Source organism: Pseudoalteromonas sp. MB41, assembly GCF_020966275.1.
In the GTDB taxonomy this organism is placed as follows: domain Bacteria; phylum Pseudomonadota; class Gammaproteobacteria; order Enterobacterales; family Alteromonadaceae; genus Pseudoalteromonas; species Pseudoalteromonas lipolytica.
Genome location: NZ_JAJJZF010000030.1, coordinates 1 through 15,297, shown reverse-complemented (window position 1 = coordinate 15,297; position 15,297 = coordinate 1). Strand labels below are relative to the sequence as shown.

The window sequence follows — 15,297 nt, the reverse complement described above, 5'->3', positions numbered from 1 at the left end:
TTAGCTTGAACCAACCATAACATTCAGTTCAATCTAAGGGTATTAGACATTAATTTATACCGTTAATTGTAACGGGAAGCTGTCCTTTCGCAGGGGCTTTACCCAGCAAAACTTTTGCCAATGCTGTGAATGCAGGGCCTGCGATTTTCTCGTCAGTGTCCACGTCAATATTGTAAGCATAGGTGGCAAGGACTGCATCACCAAATTTGCCAAATTGGGCAATATCGTACGGTGCGCGTAAGCTGACAAATACGGTCTTTTTGTTTGCTAATTTAGCTTGTTTAAGTAACGATTCTAGCGCGGCTGATTGGTCTGCAATCGCAAACTCTGGGTTATCGGCCAAGTCATCCATACCACCTACTTCGACAGCACTTTGCTTTGGTGAAGCATTCGCCGCAATAATCACATCCGCTTCGTTTAACTCTTTTAACGTTGAAAGTGGCTCAAAGCCTTGCAAGCTGGTGCAGCTAAAGCTTAACAACGTGTGTGTGTTATCCAGCAGAGCTTGTTGCAGAGCGAAACATTTTCGTGTGTCAGGCATAATTATATGCACTTTGGTGTTTTCTTTAAGTTTAAGCGGTAAAGTGTGCTTTTCGTTTTTAACTTCGGTAATGGCCGCTAATGCCAGTTCTGCCTCTACTTTTCGGTGGTGTTGATCACCAAGCAATAACTGCGCTTTTTTAATTGCGGCTTCATCGTCAAGCTGCGTTGTTAGATTGAATTTTTCTTTAAGTTTTAAAATGCGTGTTGCTGATGCACTCACTTCATCGGCATTTAAGGTGCCACGTTTTACTTCGTTTTCTAAGCGCTCTAACAGTGTTTCGAGTACGGCTAAGTCTTTAGGGCTTCTGATTTCAATTGGCATTAGCGCGATATCAACGCCTGCGGCAAATGTGTTGATTACAGCTTCGATAGGTTCGAAAAAATGGCTGATGCCAGCCATATCGAGGGCATCAGTGATAACAACCCCTTGATAACCAAGCTCATCGCGTAGCAAATCGGTGATGATTTTGCGCGACATGGTTGCTGGCTTGATCATGGTTTTACCTTCTTTGCTCACAAAGGTGCTGTTATCAAGCGCTGGGTACTGTATGTGCGCGGTCATTATCATACCCGGTTGCTGGTTTTTAATGATCTCTTTAAACGGCGGTAAATCTTGTTGCCAAATAGTCTCTTTGTCGTGCATCACTTTAGGCAGGCCTGTGTGGCTATCGACATTGGTATCGCCGTGCCCCGGAAAATGCTTTAACGATGAAATAACCCCATTATTTTCAAAGCCTGCCACTTGAGCGCCACCCAGTTTAGCTACCAATTGGGGGTCTTCACCGTAAGAGCGTACGTTGATCACAGGATTATCAGGGTTCATGTTTACATCAACCGTCGGCGCATAATTTACGTTAACGCCCAGAGCGAGCAGTTCATCGGCAATAATCCGAGCGGACTCTTTGGCAAAGTGAGTTCCATGCTCTTTATACGTTGCGCCAATCGACATATTGCCCGTGAATGACGTGCCTACATCGCGTGGTATACGAGCAACCCGGCCACCTTCTTGGTCAATCGAGATAAACAAAGGTAAGCCTAACGCTGACTTAGCCGCGGCTTTTTGTAAGTCGTTATTAAGTTTAATTACTTGCGGCACGGTATCAATATTTTCGGCAAATAAAATTACGCCACCAATATTATGTTTAGTGATGATATTGGCTAAATCAGCGGGTAAGTGTGTAACTGGCGTGCGGCATTTTTTATCGCCGATGTCTTGCTCGCCGATTTTTTGTTCGCAGTAATAGCGTAAGTCGAGCATTAGTTTTTGCCCTAACTGCTGTTTTAAAGTTAACGCAGACTCAGCAAATGATGATTGTAATGGCATGAAACACCCTAATCCGATAACCAGTGACGATAGTGCAAACTTATTTAACACAGCAAGCTCCAAAGCAAAACGCTTAATTAATTTTAAGAATAAATTATTCTCGATGTTAATGTGTTTTTAAATAGAAATACAGTATTTTTTGCTACCCTAACGGTTTTTGGTTTGGACTGCAAAAAGCGTAGTTAAAACACTGAATATTACTTATGACCCCAAAAAATATAACGAAAACCCGACCTGCTCAGAGCGAAGTTGATAATTTATCAATTTAATTAGTCGCTTTTTGATTAAAATTAAAGTAATAATATATTCCATATTTATCACACCAGATTAAGGCTAGCTTGGGGGCGAGATGGCATTAACCCGATTGCATGCGTTTAAACAATACATTACACCTTTTTTACCAGAGTCCGCATTAATAGAAGATTACTCGCGCCGCTATGCGTATGGAACAGACGCGAGCTTTTATCGTTTAATTCCAGAGTTAGTGGTTCTTGTCAGTAACCAAAAACAAGCAAAGCAGGTTATTAGCGCGGCAAATCAACATAACGTGCCTATTACCTTTCGGGCTGCGGGCACCAGCTTATCTGGCCAAGCAATTACCGACTCTGTCTTGGTTTTGCTGTGTGACAGTTGGAGCAACTTTGAAATTTTAGATAACGCCGATGCAATTCGTCTTCAGCCCGCCATTATTGGAGCTAGAGTCAATCAGGTGTTGGCCCCTTATGGTAAAAAGATTGGTCCTGATCCTGCGTCGATTAACAGCTGTAAAATTGCCGGTATGGCTGCTAATAACTCCTCTGGTATGTGCTGTGGTGTCGCGCAAAATAGCTACCATACACTAAAAGATATGACGCTTATTTTTGCCGATGGCACAGAACTTAACACGGCTGACGAACACAGCTGCCAACGTTTCTTAAGCACCCATAGCGATTGGGTTAATGAGTTAATGAATTTAGTAGCCAGTGTTAAGCAAAACGCTGCACTCAGTGAGCTAATTACGCATAAGTACCGACTAAAAAACACCACCGGTTACGGTTTAAATGCGTTGTTGGATTTTTCTGATCCAATAGACATTATTAAGCATGTGATCATTGGTTCTGAGGGGACGTTAGCATTTATTGCCGATATCACTTACCACACGGTTATTGAACACAGCCATAAGCACACCGGCTTCTTTATTTTTGATGACATAAACAAAGTGTGTGAGTTAGTGCAAAGACTTAGCGAGCTTGATGTCGCCGCCGTTGAGCTACTTGATAAACGTGCCTTGATGTCAGTGGCAGAGCACGCCATTATGCCCAAGAATGTTGCTGATTACCCAGAGCACGCCGCGGCGCTTTTAATTGAGCTAAGAGCAGAAGATGCACACACGCTCAATGAGCTTACGCACGCCACGCAGCTGTTAATTAATGAGTTTAGCGAATCTGCGCTTGCTACCATCGCCTTTTCGGCTGATAGCGTACGCAATGCCGCACTGTGGAATATTCGCAAAGGAACATTTCCAGCGGTGGGAGCTGTGCGCGAAACAGGCACCACAGTAATTATAGAAGATGTTGCTTTTGCCCTTGATAAGCTGGCTTTGGGTGTTAATGCGCTTCATCAGCTCTTTATAAAATATGGCTACGATGAAGCGATCATTTTTGGTCATGCGCTGGCAGGAAATCTACATTTTGTGTTTACACAAGCATTCGATACTAAGCAGCAAGTAACGCGCTATGAGCAATTTATGGCAGATGTTGCCAACTTAGTCGCCGTTGAGCTTAAAGGATCACTAAAAGCAGAGCATGGCACGGGCCGTAACATGGCGCCTTTTGTGGCGACAGAGTGGGGCGATGATGGTTTTGCCGTGATGGTGAAGCTTAAGCAATTGTTTGATCCGAAAAATATACTCAACCCCGGGGTGATCATCAATGCTGATAAAAATGCGCATACGCAACATTTAAAAACCATGCCCAAAAGTGACGATATTATTGATACCTGCATTGAATGTGGTTTTTGTGAAGTTGTGTGCCCTTCAAAAGGACTCACTCTAACCCCAAGACAGCGTATAACTTTGTGGCGTCATCGCACTGAATTACACTCCGCGTTGCAGGGAACAGACGATTTAAAAACCAAGCAACAGTTAAATCAAAAGCTCACCGTTATTGAAAATGACTTTAAATATCTGGGGATTGATTCGTGTGCAGCAACAGGGCTGTGTGGCTTAAAATGCCCTGTGGGTATTAACACGGGCGAATTTATTAAATCATTAAGAGCCGAAAAAGCGGCTACAAACAAACTCACACGCTCGCTTGCAGCCTTTGCGAGTAAGCATTTTGCGGTCATAGCAGGTGGGGCACGATTGGGTTTAAATGTGATGCAGGTGCTTGAAAAAGCTATCGGCACAAACAACCTTGTGAGCTTAACTAAACCTGCTCATAGACTACTGGGTACGCCTTTGTATTTTTCGGCGTGGCCTCGTGCTGAGCAACCAATTAATTGTCACGTAAAGCAAAAGCCGCAACATAAAAAAATGGTGTATGTGCCAAGCTGCGCAGGACGGGTTTTTGCTGCCGATAAAGGCAGTGATGATACGCGTTCTCTTGTCGAAGTAATGCATTCGTTAGCTGCAAAGGCAGGGTTTGAAGTTATCATCCCTAAGCAGCCAGATTCATTATGCTGTGGTATGCCCTTTGCGAGTAAAGGCCTTAATAAAGAGTTTAAAAGCAAAAGTGAGCAATTACTAACAGAGCTAATTGACTGTTCAAATAATGGAGAATACCCCATCGTTTTTGACGCCAGTCCCTGCGCTTTAACCACATTGAATGCAGCAAAAAATACGCAACTGACTATTTTCGAAAGTGCAGACTTTGCAACCGAGCAGCTTTTAGCGCATTTGCAGGTAACTCAAACAAGCGAGCCTATTATGTTGCATGTAACTTGTAGCTCAAAGCGGTTAGGAAAAGAGCAAAGTTTAGTCACACTTGCCAAGGCATGCAGCTCAGACGTTATTATTCCGGCTGATATAGAATGCTGCGGCTTTGCTGGCGATAAAGGGTTTAATCTGCCGAAGCTTAACGCCAATGCGCTCAAAACACTCAAACAACAGGTACCAAAAAACTGCAATCGAGGGGTGTCTAATAGCCGCAGTTGTGAAATAGGCTTAACTGAACACAGTGGCATTAGTTATCAATCTATTTTGTATTTACTTGATAAGCAAAGCAGCACTGTTAATTAGGAGCCTGTCTTATTAACAGTCAGTTCTATTAACGAGCCAGAACGAGCCAGTTGTGTTGCCACAACTGGCTTAATTCATTATTTACACTTTCCAAAAAATGCCTTTTTTATAGCAGCCATACATCACACCGTATGAGACAGCTAAAAACAGCAACGAAAACACAAAAGAAGCTAAGTGGTTATCTGTGATCAACGTGTTTATTGAGCCGTAAATAAGGCCCTTTAAGCTTGTATCCCCCACGGGGATCATAATTAATAACCGCGCCAGTATGGCTGCAAACATAAAGAATAAAATGGCGTTAGCACCAAACACAATGAAGGGAGCACCCCATGCACGTACTTTGTAAATGTCTAAAATTGCACTGCAAAACGCATAGGTAATTATTGCAAGTCCAGAGCTGAGTAACACATAACTTGGTGTCCAAAGTGCTTTATTGATAGGTGTAAGTGGCGAGATTAAGTAGCCTGCAATAACCGCTAACACACCTGTGAGGATAAAGACGCGCGCTTGTTTTTTTAGGTCTGTTTGTTTGGTTAAGTACACCGCCGCCAGTATGCCACTCAGCGCGCTGGCAATGGCAGGCAAAGTAGAGAAAATTCCCTCAGGGTCAAAAGGTAAGGGCTGTGCTTTAGCATAATAAACATGGTGACTGCCCAGTACTGCATTATCAATCCACGCGCTTAAATTATTACCGTGTAACCATAAACCATTAACGACATCTCCGTTGGGCAGTGGGTAGGGAAGGTAGAGCATCGCTACAGCATAGACTGCAAGTAAGCTAATACAGGTTAATGCAATTTTTTGAGGCGTTAAATAGAGGTAACAACACAGTGCTACGATATACACTAAGCCAATACGCTGCAGCACGCCAAGTACTCTCAGTTGCAAAAGTGTGTCATCAATCCAGCTAAAGGTTGGATCACGAAAATTATAAAAAAACAGTGCTAAAAACCAACCAAGAGCGAGTAGTTTAACGGCTCTAATTGCCCCCATTTTTAGTATATAAGCATGGTTAAACCCTTTAGCTCGCATGCTATCGACAGAAAGAGTAATCGACATACCAACAATAAAAATAAAAAAGGGAAAGATTAAATCGGTTGGTGTCCAGCCGTGCCACTCAGCGTGTTTTAGCGGCCAATACATTGCGCTCCAACTGCCTGGATTATTTACTAGAATCATTGCGGTGATGGTTAAGCCGCGCATAACGTCTAACGCCATTAAGCGATGCGGCGGTAATGTGTTTAGAATGGATGAACAGTGTTGTTTCATTTTGAATTTTTTATCTTTTATTAATGATTTTAATCTAGATAATTTATTCCTTTAAAGCAAGCCGTATCTAATTTTTTATAAACGAGGGCACCACACGCATGAATTTAAATGAAAGTGTATGAATCTATGAATCTATGAACCTATGAATCTATGAATCTATGGCAGTGGTTAATCAATAAAGTGATTTATTAGAGTAAATGCACTTATTGTTGCGCTAAATCAATATTTGAGAAAAGTTCTATAGAGGTACAAATTTATAATTGCTAGTATAAAGGTATTAGATGTGCTCGATACGGAGATTGGGCTTTATAAAATGAGATGTATCGTGCTTAATTGTCTTAGAGCGGGCTTGAACCTGCATCGCTTAATTTTACTGCTGGCGTTTTCTGCAACGCTCATTACCTTGCTAAATAGTTACTACTCAAGCTATCAAGTTCAAAAACAGCAGCTGATAGATAACACATTAAATAATCATGAAGCGTATGCGGCGAAGCTTGTGTCTGCTACCGATAACTTTTTATTGGCGGCGCAGCAGCAATTAGCATACGTTGCCAAAATACTTGAAGCAGATTTTACAAATCAAACGCTCATTAATGCTGAAGCAGAACGATTAAGGCTGCAAACAAACAGTTTTAACTCAACAATTATAGTCAATAAGTTTGGTGACATATTAGGGGTGTCGCCCCTTTCACTTAACTTACAAAATCGTAAAGTGGATAGTTATGGTACCAAAGCCGCGTTGTCGTATCGCGTGCCTATGATCAGTGAGCCCTATATCTCAATGGCCGGTAACTTACTGATTTTTATGTCGCAGCCGTTATTTAACTCAAATAATGAATTTATTGGCTATGTAGGCGGCACGTTATATTTAAAGCGTGCCAGTATTCTCAACGAACTATTGCAGGTGCATTATCACCAAGACGGCTCGTATTTGTATGTCGTTGATGAAAACAACCGTTTGCTTTATCACCCCGATAAAGAGCGCATAGGTGAGCAAGTATTTGATAACCAAGTGATCAATGCTGTGCTTAAAGGCAAAGTTGGTAAGCAACAAGTGATTAATAGTCAAGGTGTTGCAATGTTAGCGGGGTATGCCCCCATGACAATGGCACCGTGGGGTGTGGTAACACAACGTCCGCTTGAAAGTACCCTTGCACCGCTTGATAGCTTAATGTGGCAAGTATTTATTAAAACGGCGCCAATAGGAATATTAACATTCGTGTTAATTTGGGTGCTTGCAAAATTGATAGCTCAGCCTTTAAGAAAGCTGGCTGAAACAGCAAATACTTTGGATGAGCCCACAACATCAGTTGCACTTAAACACATTCGCTCTTGGTATTATGAGAGCGATGAACTGAGAAAAGCAATGCTCAAAGGCATTGGGCTGTTAGAAAGTAAAATAGGCCTTTTGCGTCACGAAGCACACACTGATCCGTTAACGGGTTTGCACAATCGAAGAAGCTTAAATATGCAGTTAAGCCAATTAATGGCACAGCAGCGCTCATTTGCGGTATTAGCGATTGATATTGATCACTTTAAACGCGTAAATGATGAGTTTGGTCACGATATTGGCGATGTTGTTTTGCAATCTTTAGCAAAAATACTCCTCGATGTGACGCGTGATAGCGATATTGTGGCACGCACTGGCGGTGAGGAATTCATTGTTATTTTACCTAATGTGCACCCTAAGCGTGCGTATCAATTGGCTGAACGTTTACGTATACGCATTTCTAAAAGCATTATTGAACCGGTGGGTAATATTAATGTATCGATTGGTATTGCGGGCTGGCCGCTTGAGCAATTAAGCCTAGACGACGTTATGAAATTAGCCGACCAAGCGCTTTATCTAGCAAAAAGAACAGGTCGCAATCGCTGTGTTGTCGATACGATTTATGATCAACAGGATACGTCGCTTTTTGAGGCGACAGAGTTGGAATAAGTTATTTATTGTGTAATAGTGAAATTAATTAAGTTATTAACGGATAAATTTAATGGCATTCACTCACTTATATAGCGTGTCTAAATCAATGGCCTTTGTCAGTGTGGCATTACTGGGCGCGGCATCGGTCAATGCAACCCCACAAGAAGATAAGCGCAGCGAGTTTGTAGATGTCGGTGCATTATTGCCAAATGCGATGCTCGATATTCGTTATTTTGGCCATCATAACTTTGTCGGCAAACCGATAGAGGGCTATAACGCCCCTAAGTGTTTATTGCACACCAGCGCTGCCAATGCGCTTAAAAAAGTGCAAAATGCGGCGCAAATTGAGGGACTTGGTCTAAAAATATTTGATTGTTACCGCCCACAACGCGCTGTTAATCATTTTGTGCGTTGGGTAAACGACCTAGAGGATACCCGCACAAAAGCTGAGTTTTATCCAAATTTAGGGAAAGACCAGTTGCTTGGCGACTATATTGCTGCTAAATCAGGCCACAGCCGTGGTTCAACTATCGACTTAACGTTGGTTGACTCTAAGGGGAAAGAGCTTGATATGGGGTCACCGTTTGATATGTTTGATACCCTTTCTAACACCGACGACTCACGAATTAGCCCCAGTCAAAAAGCAAATAGATATAAACTTAAACAGTTGATGACCGATGCAGGCTTTGCCCCGTATTCAATGGAATGGTGGCACTTTACTTATCAGCCTCAGGCATACCCAGCCACCTACTTTGATTTTGTGGTGGAATAGAAAAGCTCTAAATTATTAAAAACGCGGCATAAAACGTTGTGACAGGTCGGTGTGAAACTACGGGGTTAATCCCACATAGCCATTGCCTAGCGAAATGCCCCCACTTCGTGCCTTTATAAGCACAAAGTGGGGAGTCGCAACTGCTCTACTGAACAGTCGCTTTTAAACCACGGCGTTTTAATAGCGCTGAGGTATCAGGTTCTTGACCACGGAATGCTTTGAACGATTCCATAAGGTCACGTGAGTTACCAACTTCTAAAATCTCTTTACGGTATTTATCACCCATTTCGCGTGTTAAACCACCTTGCTCTTGTACATAAGCAAAGGCATCTGCCGCTAAGATTTCACTCCACATATATGCGTAGTAACCAGCTGAGTAGCCACCGCCCATAGAGTGTGAGAAGAAGGCTGATTTATAACGAGGTGGAACAAATGGTACGTTCACGCCGTGTTTAGTCAGTGCTTCTTGTTCAAACTTCTCGATATCTTGCAGGGGAGCATCTGCACTTAGTGAGTGCCATTCCATATCTAACAGCGCTGCTGCAACATACTCAAGCGTATCGTAGCCTTGGTTAAAGCTGCGAGATTGAATTACTTTTTTCAGTAATTCATCAGGAATTGGCTCACCTGTTTTGTGGTGTTTTGCATAATTAGCGATAACTTCAGGGTACATTGCCCAGTCTTCTTCAAAGGTAGAAGGGAACTCTACGAAGTCACGCGATACCGACGTACCAGACAATGTTGGGTACTTCACGTTTGAGAACATGCCGTGTAGGCCATGACCTAATTCGTGGAAGATTGTCGTGGCTTCATCATAGCTGATAAGTGTTGGTTCGCCATTGGCACCTTTTTGAATGTTCATAACATTCACAACCACGGGTTTTTGCTCTTTTAAGCCAGACTGTTTCACGAACGAGCTCATCCATGCACCACCACGTTTACCTTCACGGGCAAAGTAATCAGCAAAGAAAATAGCTAAGCTCTTACCGTCTGCATCAAATAATTCGTACGCTTTCACATCTGGGTGATAAACGGGCAGATCGTTGCGTGGTTTGAAAGTAATACCGTATAAACGGTTCATTGTGTAAAACACGCCGTCTTCTAATACGCGGTTAAATTCAAAATATTCTTTAACAGCGTTTTCATCTAGGTTGTATTTATCTTTACGCACTTGCTCTGCGTAGAATAACCAGTCCCACGGTTGCAGCTTAAATTGCTCACCTGACTCATCAATTTTCGCTTGGATTGCTGCCGCTTCTGCGTTGACGTTTTGCATCAATGCCGGGATCATGCTGGCAAACATATCAAATACGGCTTCTGGTTTTTTCGCCATTTGCGACTCTAAACCAAACGCAGCCCAGCTGTCATAACCTAGTAATTTGGCTTTTTGAGCACGTAACTTAGCAAGTTCAGCAACAATTTCACGGTTGCTGTTTTCGCCTGAAAGAGCACGCTCTGCAGATGCACGCCAAACTTTTTCACGCAGGTCACGATTTTTCAGTGTGGCTAAAATTGGTTGACGTGTGGTGTTAGTGATTTTGATTAGGTACTTACCCGGGTGACCCGCTTCTGTGGCAGCATTAGCAAGCTGTTCAACTTGACCCGCAGGTAAGCCTTCAAGCTGTGCTTTGTCATCAACTAACACAACGTTGGTTTTAGTCAGTGCTAGTAGGTTTTGCGAGAACTGCGTGGTTAAGCTTGAATGCTTTGTATTGATATCACGGATTTGTTGTTTTTCTTCTGCGTTTAGTTTTGCACCTGCACGTACAAAGCGCTTGTAGTAAACATCAAGTAAGCGCTTTTCTTCGGCTGTTAGCGCTAAAGAATCCATTTGTTCATGTACGCTAGCAACTTTGTCGAACAGTGCTTTATTTAAGAAAATATTGTCGTTATGTGCAGCAAGCTTTGGAGCGAGTTCTTTTTGTATTTCACGACGAGCAGGGTTTGAATCACTGCCTGCTAGGTTATAAAAAATGCTGCGTGTGCGCGTTAATAATTCACCGCTTTTTTCAAGTGCAACAACGGTGTTAGCAAAGTCAGGCTTTGCTGTGTTGTTGATGATCGCTTGAACTTCTGCCATTTGCTCTGTCATGCCCTTATTGAAAGCAGGCATGAAGTGCTCATCTTTAATGGCGTTGAAATCAGGCGTTTCGTATTGTAGTTCGCTTTTCACAAACAGTGGGTTTGTTTGTTCAACAGCGCTTGCCGGTGCTGTTTGCTCTGTAGTGGTATTGTTTGCTGTTGTTTGTGGTTCAGAACAGGCCGTTAACAATAACGCTGAACTGATCGCTGTTGCGAGTAAGTGTTTCATTGTTTATCTCTTTTTTATTTCTAAAATTAAATTGCGCCGGTAATGCGAAAGCTTCGTTAATAGTTAGTCGCGGCGCAGTTATGCTCACTAGGAGCACAATGACTGTGTAACCAATAGACTGAGGATACTGTGGATGACGACGAATGACCCCATCCGTTGCGATAAGGTGATTATTGGCTGCGATAAGTGGTGAATCTACCCTAAACCCCGACTGTCTTTATTATATAAACAGACCAAAATCATATCGCCTTTTTGTCAATTTTAAAAGCAACCGTATTTTTTAGCCCCATTCTTAGTGATTAAATGGTATGTTATATTGTACCATTAATTATTCAATAAACAGTATTGGCATTTTATTTTTTAAGTCAGTCATTAGGAAAAGGCCATCAGGCTTTAAATTTTAGTCATTTATAAGAATCCACTATGTATTTACCCGATATAACCTCACACAGTAATAGCCATTTTCAATTTCCGTTAAAGTGGGTCGGTATGGAAAAAATAGCCTTACCTATCAAGCTTGAGTTGGCGGGATTAAATGTGGCGCTTAATGCGTTTGCCGATGTGTTTGTTAGCCTAGACAGCAATGCTAAAGGCATTCATATGTCGCGTTTGTATTTAATGCTTAATCAGATGTTGGCACAGCAAACATTAACTCAGCATCGATTGGCTGAGTGTATGAACCACATGCTTGCTTCTCAACAGGGCTTAAGCCAAGGAGCAAAGCTGGTGCTGCATTTTGATTTACCGTTGTTAAAACCGGCATTGCTCAGTGATAACGCGGGGTATAACGCTTACCCCGTGGTGTTAACCATTACTCAGCAAGCGCACCTAACGGTTAAATTAAACGTCACGATTGCTTACAGTAGTACATGCCCGTGCTCAGCGGCGTTGTCGCGACAGCTTTTAAGTGAAGCGGTCGACACACATTTTAAAGAGGACAGCATCCATAAGCACGCTTTGTTAGGCTGGCTTGCCAGTGAAGAAGGCTCGATTGCAACGCCGCATAGCCAGCGCTCTTATGCTTACATAGACGCCACCTTTGAGAGTGAACAATTGCCTGATCTTTCGCATTTTATACAAACATGTGAACACGCAATTGGTACTCCCGTGCAAACCGCGGTTAAGCGTGAAGATGAGCAAGCATTTGCAGCCCTTAATGCAGAAAACTTATTATTTTGTGAGGATGCAGCAAGGCGATTAAAAGCATGTTTAGAGGCAATGAATGGGCTTGCTGACTATCAGTTTAAAATTGAACATCAAGAAAGTTTGCATGCGCATAATGCCGTGGTTTACGAGGCTAAGTAGGCTTAAATGTTTACAAACTTTGACAATCGTAGTCGCAAATTATTGCTATTGTACAAAACAAGGTGAATGATACGACCGCTAAAAATGATTAACAAAATAATATAAAGGTATTCTATGCGTTTTAAATTTATTGCAGCTGCAGTGGGTCTCGCTGTGGCAAATGTTGCTGTTGCAGACGAAGGTATGTGGCAACCTCACCAATTACCAGAACTTGAATCAATTTTGAAAGCGAAAGGCTTGAACATCGACGTACAGTCAATCTCAAAATTGACAGAGTTTCCAATGAATGCAGTTATCAGCCTTGGGGGGTGTACCGCTTCGTTTGTTTCACCTAAAGGGTTAGTGGTAACAAATCATCACTGTGCGTATGGCTCAATCCAGTACAACTCAACAACCGAGAACAACATTCTTGAAAACGGCTTTCTTGCTAAAAATCATGCCGAAGAAGTGCCTGCCGCACCAGGTTCACGCGTGTACGTGACTGAAGATGTCGTTGAAGTCACAGATAAAGTAAACCAAGGCACCGATACCCTAACAGGTAAAGCGCGTTTTGATGCCATTGAAGCAAACCGAAAAGCATTGGTAAGCGAGTGTGAGCAAGATGATAGCTACCGCTGTAATGTGTATACTTTTCATGGTGGCTTAGAGTATTACTTAATTAAGTCACTTGAAATTAAAGATGTGCGTTTAGCGTATGCCCCAGCCATGGGCGTGGGTAAATATGGCGGCGATATTGATAACTGGATGTGGCCGCGTCACACGGGTGACTTTTCATTCTACCGTGCTTATGTGGGCAAGGATGGCAAGCCCGCTGAGTTCTCTAAAGACAATGTTCCTTACCAAAGCGATGCGTTTTTAAAAGTCAGTGCCAAGGGCGTACAAGAGGGTGACTTTGTAATGGTAACGGGCTACCCAGGTAGCACTAACCGCTACCGTATTTCACCTGAGGTTGATTACGTGTTTAACACGGCTTATCCACTGGCACGCAAATACAATTCAAAATATGTTTCATTGATTGAAGAAAATGCCCCAGAGGGTTCCGCGGCGCGTATTGCTTACGAAAGCACAATCGCTGGCTATAACAATTACATTAAAAATTATGGCTCAATGATAGAGAGCTTTAATAAAGGTTCAATGTATACCCGCAAACAACAATTCGAAAAAGATCTAGCAGCGTGGATTAATAAAGACAGTCAACGTAAAGCTAAATACGGCAGCGTGTTGGCAGATTTAACTGCGTTAGTCGATGAGTCGCAGCAGCATAATCAACGCGACCGCATGTTAGGGTATGTGCATCGTTCGCAAATGATGTCATCAGCGCGCATGCTGTATCGTTTAGCCTATGAAAAGCAAAAGCCAGACGCAGAACGTGAAAGCGGCTACCAAGAGCGTGATATTCCACGTATTAAATCTCGCCTAGAAAGCATGAGCCGCCGTTACGACGAAACGGTTGATAAAGCTATTTTACTGTACTTTATTGAGCAGTATGCAGCGCTACCAAGCGACGAGCGTGTTGCAGAAGTTGATAAAGCACTTGGTTTAAGCGCTGGTTTTGACAAGCAAAAGCAACAGGCTTTGCTTGATGATATGTATGCTAACTCAGTGCTAAGCGATGAAACAAAGCGTCTATGGATGACTGATTTAGACCTTGCACAATTAAAGCAAAGCAGCGATCCATTTATTCAATACGCACACGCTATTTTTAACGTGATGAAAGACATTGAAGATGCGAAAAAAGAGCTTGAAGGTAAGCAACAAGCTGCGCGCCCAGCTCTAATGGAAGCCATTATTGCTTACAACAAAGCGATGAACAAACCTGTTTATGCTGATGCTAACAGCACATTACGTGTGACGTATGGCACGGTAGGCGGCTATTCACCGCAGGATGGCTTAGTGGCAACCCCCTTTACATCTTTAGAAGGATTGCTTGCAAAGAACACCGGCGTTGAACCATTCAACTCTCCTGAAAAGCAAAATGAGTTGATTAAACAAAAGCTTTACGGCGACTACACGGGCGGCATGAATACGGTGCCCGTTAACTTTTTATCGAATGTTGATACCACAGGTGGTAACTCAGGTTCACCTACTTTAAACGGCAATGCCGAGCTGGTTGGTTTACTGTTTGACGGTGTGTACGAGAGTATTATTGGTGATTGGGATTACGATGCTAATCTAAATCGCTCTATCCATGTTGATTCACGCTACATGCTGTGGGTGATGGATAAGGTCGACAATGCCCAAAACTTATTAAAAGAAATGAGCATCGTTAAATAACACGGTTAAATAGCTTTATTATCTGAGCGATAAAATGCCAGTCCTTGCGACTGGCATTTTTGTTTTCGGCCCTAAACCACCTACTTCAGTAGGTGGTTATCATCATTTAGGCTTTGCCTGAAAAAATACTCATGTTAATTCCTTACTTGATTTTTAGCGAAGTCATATAAGGAAAAAACATGAGTAGATACGAGAAAGCATCGCATGTGTATTGGCGATGTCAATATCATATAGTCTGGACACCAAAGTATAGGTTCAGAATATTGAAGAACAAAGTAGGCAGAGATGTTTACAGGTGCATACAAGTTTATTGTGAGCAGTTAGGGTGCAAAGTAGTCGAGTTAAATGTGCAGGTTGACCA

The 15,297-nt window shown here is 42.5% G+C and carries 9 protein-coding genes; 6 read left to right on the top strand and 3 right to left on the bottom strand.

Annotated elements, in window-relative coordinates; translation table 11 throughout:
• Window positions 1–49: 49 nt before the first annotated feature.
• Window positions 50–1,867, bottom strand: a complete 1,818-nt coding sequence (locus tag LPA49_RS19510; protein ID WP_036972975.1) for a glycoside hydrolase family 3 protein — start codon at window positions 1,865–1,867, stop codon at window positions 50–52.
• Between the two features lie 349 nt (window positions 1,868–2,216).
• Here LPA49_RS19510 and LPA49_RS19505 point away from each other — a divergent pair, with 349 nt between their 5' ends.
• Window positions 2,217–5,084, top strand: coding sequence for an FAD-binding and (Fe-S)-binding domain-containing protein (locus LPA49_RS19505; RefSeq protein ID WP_230237519.1), 2,868 nt, complete (start codon window positions 2,217–2,219; stop codon window positions 5,082–5,084).
• Window positions 5,085–5,165: 81 nt separating this feature from the next.
• Here the strand turns inward: LPA49_RS19505 and LPA49_RS19500 are convergent, their stop codons facing one another.
• Window positions 5,166–6,353, bottom strand: coding sequence for an acyltransferase family protein (locus LPA49_RS19500; protein WP_182396665.1), 1,188 nt, complete (start codon window positions 6,351–6,353; stop codon window positions 5,166–5,168).
• A 283-nt stretch (window positions 6,354–6,636) separates the two neighbouring features.
• Between LPA49_RS19500 and LPA49_RS19495 the strand changes: the two genes are divergently transcribed.
• Both LPA49_RS19495 and LPA49_RS19490 read left to right on the top strand, forming a co-directional pair.
• Window positions 6,637–8,292, top strand: coding sequence for a sensor domain-containing diguanylate cyclase (locus LPA49_RS19495; RefSeq protein ID WP_312000497.1), 1,656 nt, complete (start codon window positions 6,637–6,639; stop codon window positions 8,290–8,292).
• Window positions 8,293–8,344: 52 nt separating this feature from the next.
• On the top strand, window positions 8,345–9,046 hold the full coding sequence (locus tag LPA49_RS19490; RefSeq protein ID WP_206770764.1) for a M15 family metallopeptidase: 702 nt from the start codon (window positions 8,345–8,347) through the stop codon (window positions 9,044–9,046).
• A gap of 145 nt (window positions 9,047–9,191) precedes the next feature.
• Here LPA49_RS19490 and LPA49_RS19485 read toward each other — a convergent pair whose 3' ends face one another.
• Complete coding sequence (locus LPA49_RS19485) at window positions 9,192–11,357, bottom strand: M3 family metallopeptidase (protein WP_036972554.1); 2,166 nt, start codon at window positions 11,355–11,357, stop codon at window positions 9,192–9,194.
• 423 nt (window positions 11,358–11,780) lie between these two features.
• On the opposite strand from LPA49_RS19485, the gene folE2 reads away from it, so the two are divergent.
• From folE2 to tnpA, 3 genes are all read left to right on the top strand, one after another.
• Window positions 11,781–12,662, top strand: a complete 882-nt coding sequence (gene folE2 / locus LPA49_RS19480; RefSeq protein WP_074988444.1) for a GTP cyclohydrolase FolE2 — start codon at window positions 11,781–11,783, stop codon at window positions 12,660–12,662.
• A gap of 114 nt (window positions 12,663–12,776) precedes the next feature.
• Window positions 12,777–14,936 carry a S46 family peptidase gene (locus tag LPA49_RS19475; RefSeq protein WP_036972550.1) on the top strand — a complete coding sequence of 720 codons (2,160 nt, stop codon included), beginning with the start codon at window positions 12,777–12,779 and terminating at the stop codon, window positions 14,934–14,936.
• Window positions 14,937–15,115: 179 nt separating this feature from the next.
• A partial coding sequence (gene tnpA / locus LPA49_RS19470; RefSeq protein WP_230236583.1) for an IS200/IS605 family transposase occupies window positions 15,116–15,297 on the top strand: 182 nt, incomplete at its 3' end.